20 protein-coding genes (1 of these 20 cut by a window edge) are annotated in these 19,174 nt (G+C 67.7%); 18 read left to right on the plus strand and 2 right to left on the minus strand.

Features of this window, described 5'->3' with window-relative positions; genetic code table 11:
- The first annotated feature begins 61 nt into the window (after positions 1 to 61).
- From thrB to QE449_RS06725, 17 genes are all read left to right on the plus strand, one after another.
- Positions 62 to 994 carry a homoserine kinase gene (thrB, locus tag QE449_RS06645; RefSeq protein ID WP_222632725.1) on the plus strand — a complete coding sequence of 311 codons (933 nt, stop codon included), beginning with the start codon at positions 62 to 64 and terminating at the stop codon, positions 992 to 994.
- Positions 995 to 1,373: 379 nt separating this feature from the next.
- Entirely contained in the window at positions 1,374 to 3,494 is a 2,121-nt protein-coding gene (gene rho, locus QE449_RS06650; RefSeq protein ID WP_373428371.1) for a transcription termination factor Rho, read from the plus strand.
- A 150-nt stretch (positions 3,495 to 3,644) separates the two neighbouring features.
- Complete coding sequence (rpmE, locus tag QE449_RS06655; protein WP_027507227.1) at positions 3,645 to 3,878, plus strand: 50S ribosomal protein L31; 234 nt, start codon at positions 3,645 to 3,647, stop codon at positions 3,876 to 3,878.
- A gap of 101 nt (positions 3,879 to 3,979) precedes the next feature.
- Positions 3,980 to 5,059, plus strand: a complete 1,080-nt coding sequence (prfA, locus tag QE449_RS06660; protein ID WP_056448490.1) for a peptide chain release factor 1 — start codon at positions 3,980 to 3,982, stop codon at positions 5,057 to 5,059.
- A 45-nt stretch (positions 5,060 to 5,104) separates the two neighbouring features.
- A complete protein-coding gene (prmC, locus tag QE449_RS06665) occupies positions 5,105 to 5,986 on the plus strand; it encodes a peptide chain release factor N(5)-glutamine methyltransferase (protein ID WP_027507225.1) in 882 nt (293 codons plus the stop codon).
- A gap of 61 nt (positions 5,987 to 6,047) precedes the next feature.
- The gene (locus QE449_RS06670; protein WP_027507224.1) at positions 6,048 to 6,710 is read left to right on the plus strand and encodes an L-threonylcarbamoyladenylate synthase; all 663 of its coding nucleotides are present in this window, start codon (positions 6,048 to 6,050) and stop codon (positions 6,708 to 6,710) included.
- A 125-nt stretch (positions 6,711 to 6,835) separates the two neighbouring features.
- Complete coding sequence (locus QE449_RS06675) at positions 6,836 to 7,924, plus strand: glycosyltransferase family 4 protein (protein WP_081821490.1); 1,089 nt, start codon at positions 6,836 to 6,838, stop codon at positions 7,922 to 7,924.
- A gap of 1 nt (position 7,925) precedes the next feature.
- A complete protein-coding gene (locus QE449_RS06680; RefSeq protein WP_197027871.1) occupies positions 7,926 to 8,387 on the plus strand; it encodes a hypothetical protein in 462 nt (153 codons plus the stop codon).
- Between the two features lie 477 nt (positions 8,388 to 8,864).
- On the plus strand, positions 8,865 to 9,590 hold the full coding sequence (gene atpB / locus QE449_RS06685) for a F0F1 ATP synthase subunit A (RefSeq protein WP_037187440.1): 726 nt from the start codon (positions 8,865 to 8,867) through the stop codon (positions 9,588 to 9,590).
- Positions 9,591 to 9,672: 82 nt separating this feature from the next.
- Entirely contained in the window at positions 9,673 to 9,915 is a 243-nt protein-coding gene (locus tag QE449_RS06690; RefSeq protein WP_027507220.1) for an ATP synthase F0 subunit C, read from the plus strand.
- Between the two features lie 5 nt (positions 9,916 to 9,920).
- Positions 9,921 to 10,484 carry a F0F1 ATP synthase subunit B gene (locus QE449_RS06695; RefSeq protein WP_027507219.1) on the plus strand — a complete coding sequence of 188 codons (564 nt, stop codon included), beginning with the start codon at positions 9,921 to 9,923 and terminating at the stop codon, positions 10,482 to 10,484.
- Positions 10,481 to 11,311 carry a F0F1 ATP synthase subunit delta gene (locus tag QE449_RS06700; RefSeq protein WP_200933823.1) on the plus strand — a complete coding sequence of 277 codons (831 nt, stop codon included), beginning with the start codon at positions 10,481 to 10,483 and terminating at the stop codon, positions 11,309 to 11,311. The genes QE449_RS06695 and QE449_RS06700 overlap by 4 nt, the downstream gene beginning before the upstream one ends.
- A 128-nt stretch (positions 11,312 to 11,439) precedes the next feature.
- Entirely contained in the window at positions 11,440 to 13,083 is a 1,644-nt protein-coding gene (gene atpA / locus QE449_RS06705) for a F0F1 ATP synthase subunit alpha (RefSeq protein WP_307108508.1), read from the plus strand.
- Between the two features lie 42 nt (positions 13,084 to 13,125).
- Complete coding sequence (locus QE449_RS06710; protein ID WP_027507216.1) at positions 13,126 to 14,100, plus strand: F0F1 ATP synthase subunit gamma; 975 nt, start codon at positions 13,126 to 13,128, stop codon at positions 14,098 to 14,100.
- A gap of 2 nt (positions 14,101 to 14,102) precedes the next feature.
- Positions 14,103 to 15,554, plus strand: a complete 1,452-nt coding sequence (gene atpD / locus QE449_RS06715; protein WP_027507215.1) for a F0F1 ATP synthase subunit beta — start codon at positions 14,103 to 14,105, stop codon at positions 15,552 to 15,554.
- Between the two features lie 6 nt (positions 15,555 to 15,560).
- Entirely contained in the window at positions 15,561 to 15,929 is a 369-nt protein-coding gene (locus QE449_RS06720) for a F0F1 ATP synthase subunit epsilon (protein ID WP_027507214.1), read from the plus strand.
- Between the two features lie 47 nt (positions 15,930 to 15,976).
- Positions 15,977 to 16,411, plus strand: coding sequence for a DUF2550 domain-containing protein (locus QE449_RS06725; protein ID WP_231476479.1), 435 nt, complete (start codon positions 15,977 to 15,979; stop codon positions 16,409 to 16,411).
- A 24-nt stretch (positions 16,412 to 16,435) separates the two neighbouring features.
- Here the strand turns inward: QE449_RS06725 and QE449_RS06730 are convergent, their stop codons facing one another.
- Entirely contained in the window at positions 16,436 to 17,017 is a 582-nt protein-coding gene (locus QE449_RS06730; protein ID WP_027507212.1) for a cob(I)yrinic acid a,c-diamide adenosyltransferase, read from the minus strand.
- Between the two features lie 65 nt (positions 17,018 to 17,082).
- Between QE449_RS06730 and murA the strand changes: the two genes are divergently transcribed.
- A complete protein-coding gene (murA, locus tag QE449_RS06735; RefSeq protein ID WP_027507211.1) occupies positions 17,083 to 18,336 on the plus strand; it encodes a UDP-N-acetylglucosamine 1-carboxyvinyltransferase in 1,254 nt (417 codons plus the stop codon).
- Positions 18,337 to 18,354: 18 nt separating this feature from the next.
- Here murA and QE449_RS06740 read toward each other — a convergent pair whose 3' ends face one another.
- Positions 18,355 to 19,174, minus strand: partial view of a PLP-dependent aminotransferase family protein gene (locus QE449_RS06740; RefSeq protein ID WP_027507210.1) — the 3' portion only. 590 nt of this gene lie beyond the right edge of the window; only the last 820 of its 1,410 coding nucleotides appear in the window; its start codon lies off the right edge, out of view; its stop codon occupies positions 18,355 to 18,357.

Below are 19,174 nucleotides of genomic sequence, written 5' to 3' on the forward strand. Positions count from 1 at the left end.
CGCCAGGGTCGTCGGTGAACCCGGCTTCTCCCGAGTCGGCATAGTGGCCGGGCCGGCCGACGTGACGAGGACACTCACCACCGGGACGGTGGCGCACGCCCGCGTGCCTGCCTCCAGTGCCAACCTCGGACCAGGGTTCGACACACTGGGGCTCGCCCTGGGTCTGTTCGACGACGTCGTCGTCACCGTGGCGGAGTCCGGGCTCGACATCGAGGTCGACGGTGAGGGTGCGCGCGAGGTTCCGTGGGGTCCGTCGCATCTCGTCGTGCGAGCGATCGAGCGTGGTCTCGAGTCGGCCGGCGTGTGGGCGGACGGTCTGAAAGTACGGTGTCACAATAGGATTCCCCATTCTCGCGGCCTCGGCTCGTCGGCGTCGGCAGTGGTCGGTGGGCTCGCCGCGGCCAACTGCCTCGCGGCGTCGCTGGATCCGGCTCTCGCGCTGTCGCCCGAGCAGATGGTGCAGCTGGCCGCCGAGTTCGAGGGTCATCCGGACAACGCGTCGGCCAGCGTGCTCGGCGGCGCCGTGGTGTCCTGGAGCCGCGAGTCCGGCCCGCCGGAGGGGCCGCGGGCCTATGCGGCCGCCCGTCTCGACGTGCACCCGGACATCGGTGCGACGGTGCTCATCCCGACCGAACGGTCGTCCACGGCGCACACGCGCGGACTGTTGCCCGACCTCGTTCCGCACCGCGACGCCGCGTTCAACGCGAGCCGATCCGCGCTCGCGGTCGTGGCCCTGACGACGCGACCCGATCTGTTGATGGTGTCCACCGAGGATCGCCTGCACCAGCCCTACCGGGCCTCCGCCCTGCCGGTGACGTCGCGATGGGTCGAGACCCTGCGCGCACACGGGCACGCCGCGACGGTCTCGGGCGCCGGACCCACCGTGCTCGTGCTCGGAACGGCGAGCATCGCGCGCGAGTTGGCCGACCGCGCCGGGGACGACGGGATGACGGTGCTGGAGCTGGACATCGCGGACGGCGTCACGACGCGCTGACGCGGACATTCTTGCCCGTACCTCGCATCACGGCTATTGTGGTACGCGTCCGTACATCGTGCGCAGTCAGCGCGCCGATTTCTCCAGGGCATTACTTCCCGGCCTCGAGCTCCAGCGGTGCCGCCGTCGTCGATCGGCGCGCCACGGCCGCCAGGGAAGTCGCATCCTGGAACAGCCTTCGCTCTTCTGCACGACGCGAACGTACGCGGCATCCGAGTTCGACACGAGAGTCGAACGGCGGAACGAACCCTCGATCTGCGCACCAGGCGCGCGAGGGAAGGAAAGGACCTCCGTGACCGATACGGAATCTATCGCTGCTCCGGCGACCCAGTCCGACACGCGCCCGCGCACGTCGCGCCGCGGTGCCGGACTCTCCGGGATGGTGCTCACCGAGCTGCGCGGACTCGCGTCCGAACTCGGCATCAAGGGTGTCTCCGGGATGCGTAAGGGCGACCTCGTGTCCGCGATCGAGGCCAAGCAGGTGCCCGCGTCCGCGGCTGCCACCGAGGCACCGTCGCGCGCACCCCGCGTGAGCCGGTCCGCGCCCGCCGCCACGTCGGACGCACCGTCCGCCGGTGTGTCCGACGCCGTGGCACCCCGGGATTCCGGAGCCGACGGTGCGAGCGCCGGCGCCTCCAGCTCCGACGCCGGTACTCCCAGCGCCGACACCTCGGGTTCCGATGGTGCAGCGTCCGACGGCGCGAACCCCGACGGCCCGCGTCGCACGCGGAACCGTCGCGGAGCGACCCGCCGTGCCGGCGCCGCGGAGTCGACCGACACCGCCGCCGAGTCGCAGAACGACGCTGCGCCTGCGCAGGACGGCCGCGCGCACCAGTCCACCGACGCGGCAGCGTCCACCACGACGGCTCCGGCCGAGACCACCCGCACCGACGGTGGCGACGACCGCGACCAGGGCGAGGGTGATCGTCAGAACGGGGACCGGCCGCGCCGCGAGCGCCAGGGCCGCAACCAGGGCGATCGCAATCAGGGCGACCGCAACGATCGCAACCAGGGCGACCGCAACCAGGGCGACCGGAACGACCGCAACCAGGGCGACCGGAACGATCGCAATCAGGGCGACCGAAACGATCGCAACCAGGGCGACCGCAACCAGGGCGACCGCAACCAGGGCGACCGGAACGATCGCAACCAGGGCGACCGAAACGATCGCAACCAGGGCGACCGCAACAACGGGCCTCGTGACAACGGTCCCCGCGACGACGAGGACGGCGAGGGCCGCGGCAGGCGGGGACGTCGTTTCCGCGAGCGTCGCCGTGGGCGCGATCGTGACGGTGCTCCCGAGGGCGGCGGCAACCAGCGTGATCGTGAGCGCGAGCCCGAACTGCGCGACGACGACGTCGTGCAGCCCGTCGCCGGCATTCTCGACGTGCTCGACAACTACGCGTTCGTCCGGACCTCGGGATACCTCGCGGGACCGAACGACGTGTACGTCTCCATGAACATGGTGCGCCGCAACGGCCTCCGGCGCGGTGACGCACTGACCGGTGCCGTGCGAGTGGCCCGCGAGGGGGAGCAGAACAACTCCCGGCAGAAGTTCAACCCGCTGGTCCGTCTCGACACGGTCAACGGTGCGCCGCCGGACGGCAACCGCAAGCGGCCGGAGTTCAACAAGCTGACGCCGCTGTACCCGAATCAGCGACTGCGCCTCGAGACCACGCAGAACATCCTGACGACGCGCGTGATCGATCTGGTCATGCCGATCGGCAAGGGGCAGCGTGCGCTCATCGTGAGCCCGCCCAAGGCGGGTAAGACCAGCGTGTTGCAGGCGATCGCGAACGCCATCGCGACGAACAACCCCGAGTGCTACCTGATGGTCGTGCTCGTGGACGAGCGTCCCGAAGAAGTGACCGACATGCAGCGCAGCGTGAAGGGTGAGGTCATCGCCTCCACCTTCGATCGCCCGCCGGGCGACCACACCTCGGTCGCCGAGCTGGCGATCGAGCGCGCCAAGCGTCTGGTCGAGGACGGCCGCGACGTGGTGGTGCTGCTCGACTCGATCACGCGTCTGGGCCGTGCGTACAACAACAGCTCGCCGGCCTCGGGTCGCATCCTGTCCGGTGGTGTCGACTCCACGGCGCTCTACCCGCCCAAGCGCTTCCTCGGTGCCGCGCGCAACATCGAGAACGGTGGATCGCTCACCATCATCGCCACGGCGATGGTGGAGACCGGCTCGACAGGTGACACGGTGATCTTCGAGGAGTTCAAGGGCACGGGCAACGCCGAGCTCAAGCTCGATCGCAAGATCGCCGAGCGGCGCGTGTTCCCGGCGGTGGACGTCAATCCGTCGGGCACCCGCAAGGACGAGCTCCTGCTCAGTCCCGACGAGGCGGCCGTGCTGCACAAGCTGCGTCGGGTGCTCTCCGGGCTCGACTCGCACCAGGCGATCGATCTGCTGATCGACCGACTGAAGAAGAGCAAGAACAACATCGAGTTCCTCATGTCGGTCTCCAAGACGGCGCCCGGTTCGCCGGAGGACTGACCCCCGAGGATCGACGGAACAAACGTCTCGGCACCGATGTTGAGACGATTACCAGCGCGGACAGCTGCTCTGGCATACTGATCGGCCGAGTCCGGTTCCGGTTCACGCTCTCGACAGTCGAGGCGACCCGGCGACCATGAAAGGGACACCATGAAGGCAGGAATCCACCCCGATTACACAGCGACGACAGTCGTGTGTGGTTGCGGACATACTTTCGAGACCCGCAGCACCAACTCGGCGGAGCGCATCAACGTCGAGGTCTGCTCGCAGTGCCACCCGTTCTACACGGGCAAGCAGAAGATCCTCGACACCGGCGGCCGCGTGGCTCGCTTCGAGGCTCGCTACGGCAAGCGCGCAGGCAAGAAGGCCGACGCCGACAGCTAGCTCTTCCGCCGACGCCCGTTCCGAGATTCGTCTCGGGGCGGGCGTCGGTCGTTTCTGCACCATTGTTCGTTGACATTCTTCGGTTCGACAGGGAGAACACCGTGGCCGCCTCCGCGACACCGTCCGCGATCGACGACATCCTCGCCGAGCACGCCGGACTCGAGCGCGACCTGTCCGATCCCTCGCTGCACGACGATCCGGCGGCGGCTCGCCGCGCCGGGAAGCGGTTCGCGCAGCTGGCCCCGATCATGAGTGTGTACTCCAAGCTCAGTGCTGCCCGCGACGATCTCGAGGCGGCCCGCGAGCTCGCTGCCGACGACGCCGGCTTCGCCGCGGAGATCCCGGCGCTCGAGGCGACCGTGGCCGAGCTCGACACCACCCTCACCGACCTGCTCGCGCCCCGTGATCCTCACGACGCCGACGACGTCGTGCTGGAGGTCAAGTCGGGTGAGGGCGGCGAGGAGTCCGCCCTGTTCGCGTCCGATCTCGCTCGGATGTACGTCCGGTACGCCGAGCGCCACGGCTGGCGGGTCGAGATCCTCGACGCGAACGTCTCCGATCTGGGTGGGTACAAGGACGCGACGCTGTCCATCAAGGCGCGCACCGACACCGCCGACGGTGTGTGGTCGCGGTTCAAGTTCGAGGGCGGCGTGCATCGGGTGCAGCGTGTTCCCGTCACCGAATCGCAGGGACGAGTGCACACGTCGGCGGCCGGCGTCCTGATCTACCCGGAGCAGGACGAGGTCGAAGCCGTCCAGATCGACGAGACCGATCTGCGCATCGACGTCTACCGCTCGTCCGGCAAAGGTGGCCAGGGCGTCAACACCACGGACTCCGCGGTGCGCATCACGCATCTGCCCACGGGCATCGTCGTCACCTGTCAGAACGAACGCTCCCAGCTGCAGAACAAGGCGAGGGCGATGCAGGTGCTCGCCTCGCGGCTGCAGGCGGCGGCCGAGGAAGCGGCCGACAAGGAGGCGGCGGCCGGGCGTGCGAGCCAGGTGCGCACCGTCGATCGGTCCGAGCGCATCCGCACGTACAACTTCCCGGAGAACCGCATCACCGACCACCGCATCGGCTTCAAGTCGCACAACCTGGACGCCGTTCTCGACGGTGACATGGACGCGCTCCTCGACGCGCTCGCCGCGGCCGACCGACAGGCGCGGCTCCAGGCGGAATGACCTCCGCGTGATCGCCGGGCCGACCGGCAGTGCGAAGCTGTGTCGGTGAGTCGCGTCCCGCTACGTCTGGCCATCGTCGAGGCAACCCGCGTCCTGACCGAGGCCGGCGTCCCCAGCCCGCGGGTCGACGCCGAGTTGCTCGCCGCGCATCTGCTGTCGGTTCCCCGCGGGCGGCTCGGCCTGACCCCGTTGGTGGAGCCCGAGGTCGCCGAGGCCTACCGTGCGACCGTCACGCAGCGTGCGAAGCGAATTCCGTTGCAGCACATCATCGGAACGTCGTCACTGGGGGAGATCGACGTCGAGGTGGGCCCCGGGGTGTTCGTCCCCCGCCCGGAGACGGAACTGTTGCTCGCCTGGGCACTCGCGTTCCTCGAGTCCGCCGGGCGGCATCCGCCCGTCGTCCTCGACCTGTGCACCGGAAGCGGCGCACTCGCCCTCGCGATCGGCCACGCTCGCCCGGACGCCGTGGTGCACGCGGTGGAGAAGGATCCGCACGCGTTGGCGTGGGCGCGGCGCAACGCCGACCTGCGGGCGTCGGACGGCGACACTCCCGTGCATCTGCATCACGGTGACGTGACCGAGAGGACGGTGCTCACGGAGCTCGACGGCACCGTCGACCTGGTCGTGGCGAACCCGCCCTACGTGCCGACGAGTGCGCGGCTCGATCCCGAGGTGATCGACCACGATCCGCACGTCGCGCTGTTCGGTGGCCCGGACGGGCTGTCCGTCATCGAGCCGATGATCGCGAACATCGCGCGGTGGTTGCGGATCGACGGGGGAGTGGGCATCGAGCACGACGACTCGCACGGAGACCGGGTGGTCGCCCTCCTGGAGGGGCGAGCGGTGTTCGGAGACGTGTCCCAGCATCGGGATCTCGCGGACCGCCCACGCTTCGTCGTCGCTCGTCGGCAGCGCCGGATCACCTAGGACGCGAGATCGCGCCACCGCTGCGCAGGCGTGCCGTGCACGCAGTGGCAAGATGGGCCGGGTGTCCACCGTCTACGACTGCTCCGATTCCGCCTCTCGCGCGGCAGGTCTCGATGCCGCCAAGCGTGCGCTGTCGTCCGGCCGACTGGTCGTGATGCCCACCGACACCGTGTACGGGCTGGCCGCGGACGCCTTCGACAGCAGCGCCGTCACGGATCTGCTCCGCGCGAAGGGGCGCGGCCGCGACATGCCGGTGCCGGTGCTCGTCGGGTCCTGGCACACGATCGACGGCCTCGTGCTGGGAGTGCGGCAGGCGGCGCGCGATCTCATCCGCGCGTTCTGGCCCGGAGCGCTGAGTCTCGTCGTGCACCAGGCGCCGTCGCTCGCGTGGGACCTCGGCGACGCCCGCGGCACCGTCATGCTCCGCATGCCGCTGCATCCGGTGGCTCTCGAACTGCTGCGCGAGGTGGGCCCCCTGGCCGTCTCGAGTGCGAACATCTCCGGCCGCCCGCCCGCCGTCACGGCGGAGGACGCCCGCGTACAGCTCGGCGGGTCCGCGGCCGTGTATCTCGACGGCGGTCCGGCCGAGCATGCGCTCGCGTCGACGATCGTCGACCTGACGGGGGACACCCCGCGCATTCTCCGCGTCGGCGCGGTCTCGACGAGCGAGATCGCCGAGGTCCTCGGCGTGACCGCCGAGTCGCTCGTCGCCGGAAGCGCCTGACGAATGCCGCACTCGGCTCCGCCGCGGGAGTCACCGTGGTGACGGCCGTGCCCGCGCACGCGAGTGCGCTCCTGGCGCAGTCGGACGGAGGCGCCGGTGTCCCCATCCGCGAGCTTCTTCTCGTCATGCTCACGGCAGCGGTGGTGACGTTCCTGGTCACCGGAGCCGTCCGGCTCGGCGCTCTGCGTTTCGGCGCGGTGGCCGTACCGCGTGAGCGCGACGTCCACGTCACCCCGACGCCCCGGCTCGGGGGTATCGGCATCTACCTGGGGCTGCTCGTCGCGCTGCTCTTCGCGCAGAAGTTGCCGGCCCTCACCCGAGGGTTCGAGTTCACCACGGACGTCCAGGCGGCCCTGGTCTCCGGGTTCATCATCATGGCCGTGGGTGTGGTCGACGACCGGTGGGGCCTGGACGCGCTGACCAAGTTCGCCGGTCAGGTCACCGCGGCCGGTGTCCTGGTGCTGATGGGCGTCAGCTGGTACCTGCTGTATCTGCCGTGGGGCGAGGGGTCGACGCTGATCCTGGACCAGCTGCAGGCGGGTCTCGTCACCGTGCTCATCGCCGTGGTCATGATCAACGCGATGAACTTCATCGACGGTCTCGACGGCCTCGCCGCGGGCGTCGGCCTGATCGCCGCGGTGGCCATCTGTCTGTTCTCCGTCGGACTGCTCCACGAGCAGGGCGGTGACGTCAGCGCCTACCCGCCCGCGATGATCGCCGCGGCCCTCGCCGGTGCGTGCCTGGGGTTCCTGCCGCACAACTTCCAGCCGGCGCGCATCTTCATGGGCGACTCGGGTTCCATGGTCATCGGCCTCATGCTCGCCACCGTCGCGACCAGTGCATCCGGACGTATCGGGCTCAGTGCCTACGGCACGCGGGACCTCCTGGGTCTGCTGACCCCGTTGCTGCTGGTGGGCGCGATCATGTTCATCCCGATCCTCGACCTGCTGCTCGCGATCGTGCGTCGCACGCGTGCAGGCCGCAGCCCCTTCAGCCCGGACAAGATGCACCTGCATCACCGTCTGCTCCAGATCGGTCACTCGCATCGCCGCGTGGTGCTGCTCATCTACTTGTGGGTCGGTGTGCTCGCGTTCGGGGCGGTCGGCGCGTCCCTGTTCGATCGCCGCCTCGTGGTGCTGCTGCTCGCCGGCGGACTCGTCTTCGCCCTGGTGGTCACCGCGGTGCCGTCGTTCCGGGATCCGGGCCGCCGGTAACCTGCGTGTCGTGACCTTCTCGCCCGCACCGATCCCGTCCTCCACCGCACCGCTCCGCGCCGCCGTCCGGTACGGCGTCATCGCCCTGCTCGGCCTCGCCGTGGTCGCCGCGATCATCGCGGTGCTCGTCGCCGGCCTCGAGGGTCTGTGGGGCGCGCTGCTCGGGTCCGCGGTCGGTGGTCTGTTCATCCTCGCCACCGCCGCATCCGTCCTGTTCTCGGCCAAGTTGCCGCCGACCGCGGTCGGGGCCGTCCTGCTGGGCGGGTGGATCGTGAAGATGCTGATCGCGGTGATCGTGCTGGGACTGCTGCGGGGGATGGACTTCTACAACCGCCCGACACTGGGCATCGTGGTGCTCGCATCCCTGGTCATCGTCCTGGGCGCCGAGATGTACGGCATCTTCCGGCAGCGTGTTCCGTACGTCGATTCTCCCGCGGGCGACCCCGACTCGGACGTTCAGTAGTACGACATTTTGTAGTAGTGTCGTCCGCGGAGCGACCCCCGACACAACTCAGCGTGTTGTGTTGATAAAGTTCCTTTCGAGCGAGGGCTTACCGGGCGTAACGGACACATCGCGCCGCCCGGAACCGTCTTTGCAGGTGATCGACGTCACCGAAGCTGTTTCTCGTAGTCCACGCCATGTGAGAGTGTGTACCGCGACGAAGCGTCCGTTTCGAGACGTCGCGTCACCGAGTCGACGAAGTCGCCGACACCCGACAGACGCGGGACCGTGAGCACGGTCCGACGCGGCTGACGACTACTCGAGCCGACCCGAGTCGACTTGTAGATCGTCCTAGCTCGATCGTGCCCGAATGCCATATGTCCGATCGAACCGCGGGTGTCCTTCGCCTGCGGCCGAACACGGGAGAGACCGCTGAGCGTCACCAACTTGGCCGCGGAGTTCCATCCGCCGTCACTGTCCGACTTTTTCCCACCGGCCATCCTGTTCGAGGGCACCCCGTTCGAGCTCGACCGGCTGATGCTGGTCCGCATCATCATGACGGTCGTTCTTCTCGCGTTCTTCAGCCTCGCGATGCGCAGCCCGAAGATCGTGCCCCGCGGTATCCAGAACGTCGGTGAGCTCGCACTGGGCTTCGTCAAGGATCAGATCGCAGACGAGGTTCTCGGCAAGGAGCAGGGCAAGCGCTTCCTGCCCGTCATCGCGACCATCTTCTTCGCGGTGCTGTTCCTCAACTTCTCGGGTGTCATCCCCTTCATCAACATCTCGTCGAATGCCCGAGTGGGCATGCCGATCGTGTTGGCAGCCCTCGCGTACGTCGTCTTCAACTACGTCGGTATCAAGAAGTACGGGTTCTTCAAGTACGTGAAGAGCAGCATCGTCGTTCCGAACGTGCCGATCGCGCTGCACCTGCTGCTGATCCCCATCGAGTTCATCTCGACGTTCATCCTGCGGCCCTTCACGCTGACCGTGCGACTCATGGCCAACATGCTCGCCGGCCACATCATGCTGGTGCTGTTCTTCAGCGCGACGCAGTTCTTCTTCTTCGAGGCGGCGACCGGCATGAAGGTGTTCGGCCTGTTCTCGCTCGTCGCGGGATTCGGCTTCACGCTGTTCGAGCTGCTGGTCATCTTCCTGCAGGCCTACGTGTTCGCGCTGCTGACGGCGGTCTACATCGACCTCGCCCTGCACGCCGACTCGCACTGACCCACCCACCGACTCTCCAGCCACCAGACAGACCTGACCCGCTGCCGACCGGTCGTGGGCAACAGAAAGGGAACACATCACAATGAGCCTCACCTACCTCGCGCAGGAAGCACAGGAAGTCACCGGCGCAGGCTACGGAGCCATCGGCTACGGCCTCGCGGCCATCGGCCCCGGCATCGGCGTGGGCATCGTGGTCGGTAAGGCCATCGAGGGCATCGCGCGTCAGCCCGAGCTCGCCGGCCAGATCCGCACCAACATGTTCCTCGGTATCGCATTCACCGAGGCCCTCGCGCTGATCGGCCTCGTCGCCGGCTTCATTTTCTGATCGCCATGTCGACATTCGCAGTCCTCGCAGCAGCGGAGGGGGAAGAGGACATCAATCCTCTCCTCCCCGCGACCTACGACATCGTCTGGTCTGCGGTCTGCATCGCCGTCATCGGGTTCTTCTTCTGGAAGTTCGTGCTCCCGCGATTCCAGACGGTGCTCTCCGAGCGGTCCGAGAAGATCGAAGGCGGGATCAAGCGCGCCGAAGAGGCACAGGCCGAAGCCAAGGAGGCGCTCGAGCAGTACCGCGCCCAGTTGGCCGACGCACGCCAGGAAGCCGCCAAGATCCGTGAAGACGCACGCACCCAGGGTCAGCAGATCCTCGCGGAGATGAAGACCAGTGCACAGGCGGAGAGCGACCGCATCGTGGCCTCCGGTCACCAGCAGCTCGCGGCTCAGCGTCAGCAGATCGTCACCGAACTGCGTGCCGATCTCGGCCGTACGGCTGTCGAGCTGGCCGAGAAGGTCATCGGCGAGCAGCTGTCCGACGACGTCAAGCGTGCCGGCACGATCGATCGTTTCCTCGACGAACTCGATTCTGTCGGCGCAGATTCCGCTAGCGGGAAGTGAGCACCATGTACGCAGCGAGTCGTGAAGCCCTCGCCGAGGCCCGCACCGTCCTGACGGCCGAGCTCGATGCGGCGTCGGATGCGACGTCGGCTGCCGCCGGCGCCGGATCCGACCTCTTCGGGGTCGTGTCGGTGCTCGACGGACAGCGTCCACTGCGCGCCGCACTCGCGGACGCGTCGGCTGCTCCGGACGCGCGACGCGCGCTCGCGGGCCGCCTGTTCGACGGCAAGATCGGTGCAGCGGCCACCGCCGCACTGCAGGCCGCCGTCGCACAGAACTGGTCGTCGGCCCGTGACCTCACCGACTCGCTCGTACTCCTGGGCCGTGAGGCACTTCTGCGCGCGGCGCAAGACCAGGATCAGTTGGGCACCGTGGAGGACGAGCTGTTCCGTCTCGGCCGCATCATCGCCGGCGATCCTGCCCTCGAGCAGGCGCTGTCCGATCGAAGCAAGCCCGCCGAGGCGTCGGGATCGCTCCTGTCGACGTTGCTCTACGGCAAGGTCACCGCGATCACCGAGGCCCTGGCGATCCAGGCCGTCGGCCGACTGAAGGGTGCTGCACCGGCATCCGTGTTCGGCGAACTGTCCGCACTCGCGGCCACTCGTCGTGACAAGGAGGTCGCTCACGTCCGCAGCAGCACCGAGCTGAGCGACGATCAGATCTCTCGGCTCACGTCCAGGCTGGAAGGTATCTACGGCAAGTCCGTGACCGTCCACGTGGAGGTGGACCGGGAACTGCTGAGCGGACTGGTCGTCCGTGTCGGCGACGAGGTCATCGACGGCAGTGGTGCGGGTCGTCTCGCCTCCCTGAGGAAGTCGCTCCGGTGAGCGGTACGCATCGCAGCACCCGAGTTCTGTAGCAAGCCCAGTTCGGTAACAAGCCCCACCCCGCGTTTCGGACGTCGACCGCACAGCCGGTCCGGCCACGAAACACCAGACAGTGAGAGCAGGAAAACATGGCGGAGTTGACGATCTCCTCCGACGAGATCCGTAGCGCGATCGAGAGCTACACAGCGAACTACGCACCGGAGTCCTCTCGTGAAGAGGTCGGTCTGGTGTCCGACACGAGCGATGGAATCGCTCACGTGACGGGCCTCCCGTCCGCGATGTCGAACGAGCTGCTGGAGTTCCCCGGCGGCATCCTCGGCGTGGCACTGAACCTCGACGACCGTGAGATCGGTGCCGTCATCCTCGGTGACTACGAGCACATCGAGGAAGGCCAGGAAGTCAAGCGCACCGGCGAGGTCCTCTCGGTCCCCGTCGGCGACAACTTCCTCGGACGCGTCATCGACCCGCTGGGCAAGCCCATCGACGGTCTCGGTGACATCGAGTCGAACGAACAGCGTGTCCTGGAGCTCCAGGCGGCATCGGTGCTCGAGCGCCAGCCCGTCGAGGAGCCCCTCGCGACCGGCATCACCGCCATCGACGCCCTGACGGCCATCGGCCGCGGCCAGCGTCAGCTGATCATCGGCGACCGCAAGACGGGCAAGACCGCCGTCTGCGTCGACGCCATCATCAACCAGAAGGCCAACTGGGAGACCGGCGACGCCGACAAGCAGGTGCGCTGCATCTACGTCGCCGTCGGCCAGAAGGGTTCGACCATCGCGGGCGTCAAGTCCGCTCTGGACGAGCACGGCGCCATGGAGTACACGACCATCGTCGCCGCTCCCGCGTCCGACTCGGCCGGCTTCAAGTGGCTCGCCCCGTACACCGGTTCGGCCCTCGGCCAGCACTGGATGTACCAGGGCAAGCACGTCCTCATCGTGTTCGACGACCTGACCAAGCAGGCCGAGGCATACCGCACCATCTCGCTGCTGCTGCGTCGCCCGCCGGGCCGCGAGGCGTACCCCGGTGACGTCTTCTACCTGCACTCCCGTCTGCTCGAGCGGTGCGCGAAGCTGTCCGACGAGCTCGGTGGCGGTTCGATGACAGGTCTGCCGCTGATCGAGACCAAGGCCAACGACATCTCGGCCTTCATCCCGACCAACGTCATCTCCATCACCGACGGCCAGGTCTTCCTCGAGTCGGACCTCTTCAACAAGGGTGTCCGTCCCGCGATCAACGTCGGTACCTCGGTGTCCCGAGTCGGTGGCGCGGCGCAGACCAAGGGTCTGAAGAAGGTTGCCGGTTCGCTCCGTCTGGAGATGGCTCAGTTCCGCGAGCTGGAGGCGTTCTCCGCCTTCGCGTCCGACCTCGACGCCGCGTCCAAGGCGCAGCTCGAGCGCGGTGCCCGCTGGGTCGAGCTGCTCAAGCAGGACCAGTACACCCCGGTGTCCGTCGAGGACCAGATCGTCTCGATCTACCTCGTCGACGCCGGCTACTACGACACGGTCCCGGTCGAGGACGTTCGTCGCTTCAACCGCGAGCTCCTCGAGGATCTGCACCGCAACGCGTCGAGCGCCTACGAGGCGATCGCCGGCGGCAAGGTTCTCAAGGACGAGGCCGCCGACGCGATCACGAAGGCGACCGACGAGTTCAAGCAGGGCTTCCTGACGTCCTCGGGCGAGCGGATCGTCAACGAGGCAGAGGCCGACGCGCTCGACAAGGGTGACGTCGACCAGGAGAAGGTCACCGTCACTCGCAAGACTGTCAGCAAGTGATGAGCGGACCCGTGGCACGTCGAACAGGGAGTGAGGTGACAGATGCCCAGCATTCGTGAGCTGCGCTCCCGGATCAGGTCGACCAACTCGATCAAGAAGATCACCAAGGCGCAGGAACTGATCGCGACCTCGCGCATCACCAAGGCGCAGGCCCGCGTGGAGGCGTCGAAGCCGTACGCCACCGAGATCACCAAGGTGCTCTCGGCGTTGGCCAGTGCCTCGGGTTCGCTGGACCATCCGCTGCTCACCGAGCGTGCGGAGCCCAAGCGGGCCGCCGTGCTCGTCGTGACCAGCGACTCGGGCCAGTGTGGTGGCTACAACTCCAACATCCTTCGTGAGGCCGAGGAGCTCCAGCAGCTCCTCAAGTCCGAGGGCAAGGAGCCGGTCATCTACGTTCTGGGCCGAAAGGGCCTGACGTACTACACGTTCCGTGATCGCGACGTCAAGGGCGCGTGGACGGGCTTCTCGCAGCAGCCGGCCTACACCGACGCCGCGAAGGCCGCCAAGCACCTCGTCCAGCTGTTCATGGCGGGGTCGGGCGAGGAGATCGAGGCACCGAACGGCGAGGGCACGGTCGAGGGTGTGGACGAACTCCACATCGTCTACACCACCTTCGTGTCGATGCTGTCGCTCAAGCCGACGGTGCGCCGCATGGCTCCTCTGGAGATCGACTACGACGACGAGGAGATCGAGCTGGGCGCAGACATGCTCAGCGACTCCCCGTCGTCGAAGGAGGTCACCGCGCAGTACGACTTCGAGCCGGAGGCGGACACGCTGTTGTCCGCGCTGCTCCCGAAGTACGTGAGCACCCGCATCTACGCCGCACTGCTCGACGCGGCGGCATCCGAGTCGGCCGCTCGTCGCACCGCGATGAAGGCCGCCACGGACAATGCCAACGATCTGGTCAATGCCCTGTCACGCCAGGCCAACCAGGCACGCCAGGCTCAGATCACCCAGGAAATCAGCGAGATCGTCGGCGGCGTCGACGCGCTTGCCGCGAGCTCAGGAAGAGACTGAACATGACCGCAGCAGTAACCGATAGCACGGGTTCCGGCGCCAAGTCGTCCGAGAACGGGCGCGTCGTGCGCGTCATCGGTCCCGTCGTCGACATCGAGTTCCCCCGTGGATCCATCCCCGCGCTGTTCAACGCGCTGAACGCAGAGATCGAGCTGAAGGCCGTCGCCAAGACGCTGACGCTCGAGGTCGCCCAGCACCTCGGCGACAACCTCGTGCGCACCGTGTCGATGCAGCCCACCGACGGCCTCGTCCGCGGCACCCCCGTCGTCGACTCCGGCAAGCCGATCTCGGTTCCCGTCGGTGACGTCGTCAAGGGCCACGTGTTCAACGCCCTCGGCGACTGCCTGGACAGCCCCGGACTCGGCCGTGACGGCGAGCAGTGGGGCATCCACCGCAAGCCCCCGGCCTTCGATCAGCTCGAGGGCAAGACCGAGATCCTCGAGACCGGCATCAAGGTCATCGACCTCCTGACCCCGTACGTCAAGGGCGGAAAGATCGGTCTGTTCGGCGGCGCAGGCGTCGGCAAGACCGTGCTCATCCAGGAGATGATCACCCGTATCGCACGTGAGTTCTCCGGCACGTCGGTGTTCGCCGGCGTCGGTGAGCGCACGCGTGAGGGCACCGACCTCCACCTCGAGATGGAGGAGATGGGCGTTCTGCAGGACACCGCCCTGGTGTTCGGTCAGATGGACGAGCCGCCGGGCACGCGTATGCGCGTCGCCCTCTCGGCTCTCACCATGGCCGAGTACTTCCGCGACGTGCAGAACCAGGACGTGTTGCTCTTCATCGACAACATCTTCCGGTTCACGCAGGCAGGCTCCGAGGTATCCACTCTCCTCGGCCGCATGCCGTCCGCCGTGGGCTACCAGCCCACCCTCGCCGACGAGATGGGTGAGCTCCAGGAGCGCATCACCTCGACGCGTGGTCGTTCCATCACGTCTCTGCAGGCCATCTACGTGCCCGCCGACGACTACACCGACCCCGCACCGGCGACGACCTTCGCCCACCTCGATGCCACCACCGAGCTGTCGCGTCCGATTTCGCAAAAGGGCATCTACCCCGCTGTCGATCCGCTGACGTCCACCTCGCGCATCCTGGAGGCGTCGATCGTCGGAGACGAGCACTTCCGCGTCGCCAACGAGGTCAAGCGCATCCTGCAGAAGTACAAGGAGCTGCAGGACATCATCGCCATCCTCGGTATGGACGAGCTGTCCGAGGAGGACAAGGTCACGGTCTCCCGTGCCCGTCGTCTGGAGAAGTTCCTCGGCCAGAACTTCATCGTCGCCGAGAAGTTCACCGGTGAAGAGGGTTCGGTCGTGTCGCTGGCCGACACCATCGAGGCGTTCGACAAGGTCACCAAGGGCGAGTACGACCACCTTCCCGAGCAGGCCTTCAACAGCTGCGGTGGACTCGACGACGTCGAGGCCGCAGCCAAGAAGATCTCCGGAAAGTAGTCCGAGATGGCTGAGATGGACGTCGAACTGGTCGCAGTCGAGGAACGCCTGTGGTCGGGAACGGCCACGCTGGTCAGCGCTCAGACCACCGAGGGCGAGATCGGCATCATGGCCGGACACGAGCCGGTTCTCGGTCAGTTGATCGAGGGCGGCACCGTAGCCATCACGACGGGCGACGGTGAACGGCGCGTCGCCGCCGTGCACGGTGGTTTCCTGTCGGTCACCGGCCGGACCGTCACCATCCTCGCCGAGTCCGCCGAGTTCGCGGAGGACATCGACGTCGAGGCTGCGCGGTCCGTGCTGTCCGAGGGCTCCGACGACGAGGAGGCGCTCGCGATCGCACGCGGGCGTGTCCGCGCGGTCGAGCGGGCCTAGGTACACGAGAAGAAGCCGCGGCGGGTTCCGAAGAGATGACGTCCTGGATGACAGTGCTTGTCGTTCTGGTCGTGCTGCTCGGAGGGCTCGCCGCGGCTTTTCTGTATCGGTTGGTGCTTCTCCGCCGCGGGGGCACTGCCGTGATCCTGCGCAGTCTTCCCGCCGCAGCGGGAAGTGGGTGGCGTCACGGCATCGTCCGTTACGGCGAGAACGTGCTCGTGTTCTACAAGCTGTCGAGTCTGCGTCCGGGTCCGGACCGCCGCATGATCCGCCAGACTCTGATCCAGGGCGAGCGGCGCAGTCCGCAGAGCTCCGAGTTCGACATCATGAGTGACGAGACCGCGATCGTCGAACTCGACGCGGGGGACCGCCGCTACGAGATCGCCATGGAGCGTGGCCCGTTCACTGCATTCACGTCGTGGCTCGAGTCGAGGCCGTCCGACCGGTCGCAGCGCAACATGCCGGGCAGCGGCCCGGCCTGACACGTCGCTCGCTCGGGCCCGTGGTCAGTCGCGCGAACGCTCGCCGCCCGGCTTCCACAGGACGTCGCCGTCCGGGTTGGTGACCCGCCCGAGAATGAACAGCAGATCCGACAGTCGGTTGAGATAGGTCGCCGGCAGCGGCCCCGTCGTCTCGGGATGTGCCTCGACAGCGGCCCACGCTGCCCGCTCCGCCCGTCGCGCGACGGTGCGCGCCTGGTGCAGAAACGCGGAAGCAGCCGTCCCGCCCGGAAGGACGAAGGAGGTCAGCGGCGCGAGAGTGTCGTTGAACTCGTCGCACCACGTCTCGAGCCGCGTGACGTACTCCGGCGTGACGCGCAGCGGTGGGTACTTCGGATTCTCCTGGATGGGAGTCGACAGGTCGGCTCCGGCATCGAACAGATCGTTCTGGATCCGGCGCAACACCGTCGCCACGCCCTCGGGCGGTGATCCGACCGCCAACACCAGTCCCAGAGCAGCGTTCAGTTCGTCGCACTCCGCGTAGGCCACGACCCTCGGGTCGTTCTTCGAGACGCGGGAGAAGTCGCTGAGACCCGTCGTCCCGTCGTCGCCGGTACGGGTGTAGATCGAGGTCAGGTGAACCGCCATGGATCAACCCTACTGGCAGTCGGCCGATGCTCTGATCGACGACCGATGCCTCTACTGTTGACGTCGTGAGTGAACGTTTCCTGGTCACCGGCGGTAGTCGTCTCTCCGGCGACGTGTCGGTCGGTGGGGCGAAGAACAGCGTGCTGAAGTTGATGGCCGCGGCGCTGCTCGCCGAGGGCACGACCACCCTCACCAACTGCCCCGACATTCTCGATGTCCCCCTCATGGCCGACGTTCTCCGTGGGCTGGGGTGCGACGTCGAACTCGAGGGGGATGCCGTGCGCATCACCACCCCCGCAGAGCCGAAGTATCACGCCGACTTCGCGGCGGTACGCCAGTTCCGTGCGTCGGTGTGCGTCCTGGGACCGCTGGTCGCGCGGTGTCGCAAGGCCGTGGTGGCACTGCCCGGCGGCGACGCCATCGGCTCGCGTCCGCTCGACATGCACCAGTCGGGTCTGCGCCTGCTCGGCGCGCACAGCGAGATCGAGCACGGGTGTGTGGTCGCGACAGCGGAGAAGCTGCACGGCGCGACGATCCGGCTGGCCTTCCCGTCCGTGGGCGCGACCGAGAACATCCTGATGGCGGCGGTGCTGGCCGACGGCGAGACCGTGATCGACAACGCTGCCCGCGAGCCGGACATCGCCGATCTGTGCGCGATGCTGAACAAGATGGGTGCTCGCGTCGAGGGTGCCGGAACTCCGACGCTGACCATCATCGGTGTCCCCAGCCTGAAGCCCACGGAACACCGCGTCATCGGTGATCGCATCGTGGCCGCGACGTGGGGCATCGCCGCGGCGATGACCTGTGGCGATGTCACGGTGTCGGGGGTCAATCCCAAGCACCTCACCCTCGTGCTCAACAAGCTGAAGGCGGCCGGCAGCACTGTCACCCTGCGCCCGGACGGATTCCGCGTCGTGCAGGAGGAACGACCGGTGGCCGTCAACTTCGCCACGCTCCCGTTCCCCGGGTTCCCGACAGACCTGCAGCCCATGGCGATCGGCCTCGCCTCGGTGGCCAACGGCACGTCGATGATCACCGAGAACGTCTTCGAGGCCCGGTTCCGCTTTGTCGAGGAGATGATCCGGCTCGGTGCCGACGCGCGAACGGACGGCCACCACGCGGTGGTCCGCGGAGTGTCGCGGCTGTCGAGTGCACCGGTCTGGTCCTCGGACATCCGCGCGGGCGCCGGTCTGGTGCTCGCCGGCCTCGTGGCCGACGGCACCACCGAGGTGCACGACGTCTATCACATCGACCGCGGTTACCCGCGGTTCGTCGAGCAGCTGCAGGATCTCGGCGGAGACATCGAACGCGTGCAGTGACGCTCGCGCCGCTGCACGTCAGTCGCGGTGGCGTCGGAGTTCGTCGATGAGAATGGTGAGTGCCGTTCGGAGCTCCGTGTCGGTCAGTCGGCCGTAGCCGATCACCAACCCGCCCACGTCGGTGTGCGATCGAGTGGACAGCGCGACGGTCGGTACCTCGATTCCGCGGTGTGCTGCGCCGCGGGCGACCGCCTCCGCTCGTCTCGGCGACAGGACGAGTGTCGTGTGCATACCCGCGCCCAGGCCACGGAGTTCACCGAACGGCGACAGCGAATCCCGTACTGCCGCATCGCGATCGCGGTAGCGCCGCCGCGCCGCTCGCACCGTGCGATCCCACTCGCCGTCGTCGAGCAGTGACGTCATCGCCGAGCACAGGGGTGTCGACGGGAAGTCGCCCGTGGCCAGGCGGTGGTCGAGTACCGGCCGGACGAGGTGCGACGGCAGCACCATCCACCCGAGTCGCACGCCTGCGCCCAGGGTCTTGGCGATGGTGCCGAGGTAGACGACGCGATCCGGATCAAGGTGCGCCAAGGCGGGGAGCGGCGCGACGTCGTAGCGGTACTCGGAGTCGTAGTCGTCCTCCACGACGACGGTGTCGGTGCTCTGCGCATGGGCGATGAGAGCGGCACGACGTCCCACGTCGAGGGTTCCGCCGGTGGGGTACTGGTGAGACGGTGTCACGTACACGGCGCGTGTGGTCTCGGGCGTGGACGCGAGCGTGTCGACCCTCATGCCGCCGGCATCCACGGGGACGTCGTACAGGTCCCAGCCCATCGCGATCGCCGCCGACGCCGCAGTCCGATATCCCGGATCCTCCATCGCCAGAACAGGTCTCGGT

Source organism: Rhodococcus sp. SORGH_AS_0303 (genome assembly GCF_030819335.1).
Classification (GTDB): Bacteria; Actinomycetota; Actinomycetes; order Mycobacteriales; family Mycobacteriaceae; genus Rhodococcoides.

What these genes read in the sequence shown, in the direction of transcription:
- QE449_RS06675 (WP_081821490.1), top strand. Translation starts at nt 6,836, where the DNA reads ATGCTCACGGCAGCGGTGGTGACGTTCCTGGTCACCGGAGCCGTCCGG.
- QE449_RS06695 (WP_027507219.1), top strand. Translation starts at nt 9,921, where the DNA reads ATGTCGACATTCGCAGTCCTCGCAGCAGCGGAGGGGGAAGAGGACATC.
- QE449_RS06690 (WP_027507220.1), top strand. Translation starts at nt 9,673, where the DNA reads ATGAGCCTCACCTACCTCGCGCAGGAAGCACAGGAAGTCACCGGCGCA.
- rpmE (WP_027507227.1), top strand. Translation starts at nt 3,645, where the DNA reads ATGAAGGCAGGAATCCACCCCGATTACACAGCGACGACAGTCGTGTGT.
- QE449_RS06720 (WP_027507214.1), top strand. Translation starts at nt 15,561, where the DNA reads ATGGCTGAGATGGACGTCGAACTGGTCGCAGTCGAGGAACGCCTGTGG.
- atpA (WP_307108508.1), top strand. Translation starts at nt 11,440, where the DNA reads ATGGCGGAGTTGACGATCTCCTCCGACGAGATCCGTAGCGCGATCGAG.
- rho (WP_373428371.1), top strand. Translation starts at nt 1,374, where the DNA reads ATGGTGCTCACCGAGCTGCGCGGACTCGCGTCCGAACTCGGCATCAAG.
- QE449_RS06710 (WP_027507216.1), top strand. Translation starts at nt 13,126, where the DNA reads ATGCCCAGCATTCGTGAGCTGCGCTCCCGGATCAGGTCGACCAACTCG.
- QE449_RS06725 (WP_231476479.1), top strand. Translation starts at nt 15,977, where the DNA reads ATGACAGTGCTTGTCGTTCTGGTCGTGCTGCTCGGAGGGCTCGCCGCG.
- QE449_RS06730 (WP_027507212.1), bottom strand. Translation starts at nt 17,017, where the DNA reads ATGGCGGTTCACCTGACCTCGATCTACACCCGTACCGGCGACGACGGG.
- atpD (WP_027507215.1), top strand. Translation starts at nt 14,103, where the DNA reads ATGACCGCAGCAGTAACCGATAGCACGGGTTCCGGCGCCAAGTCGTCC.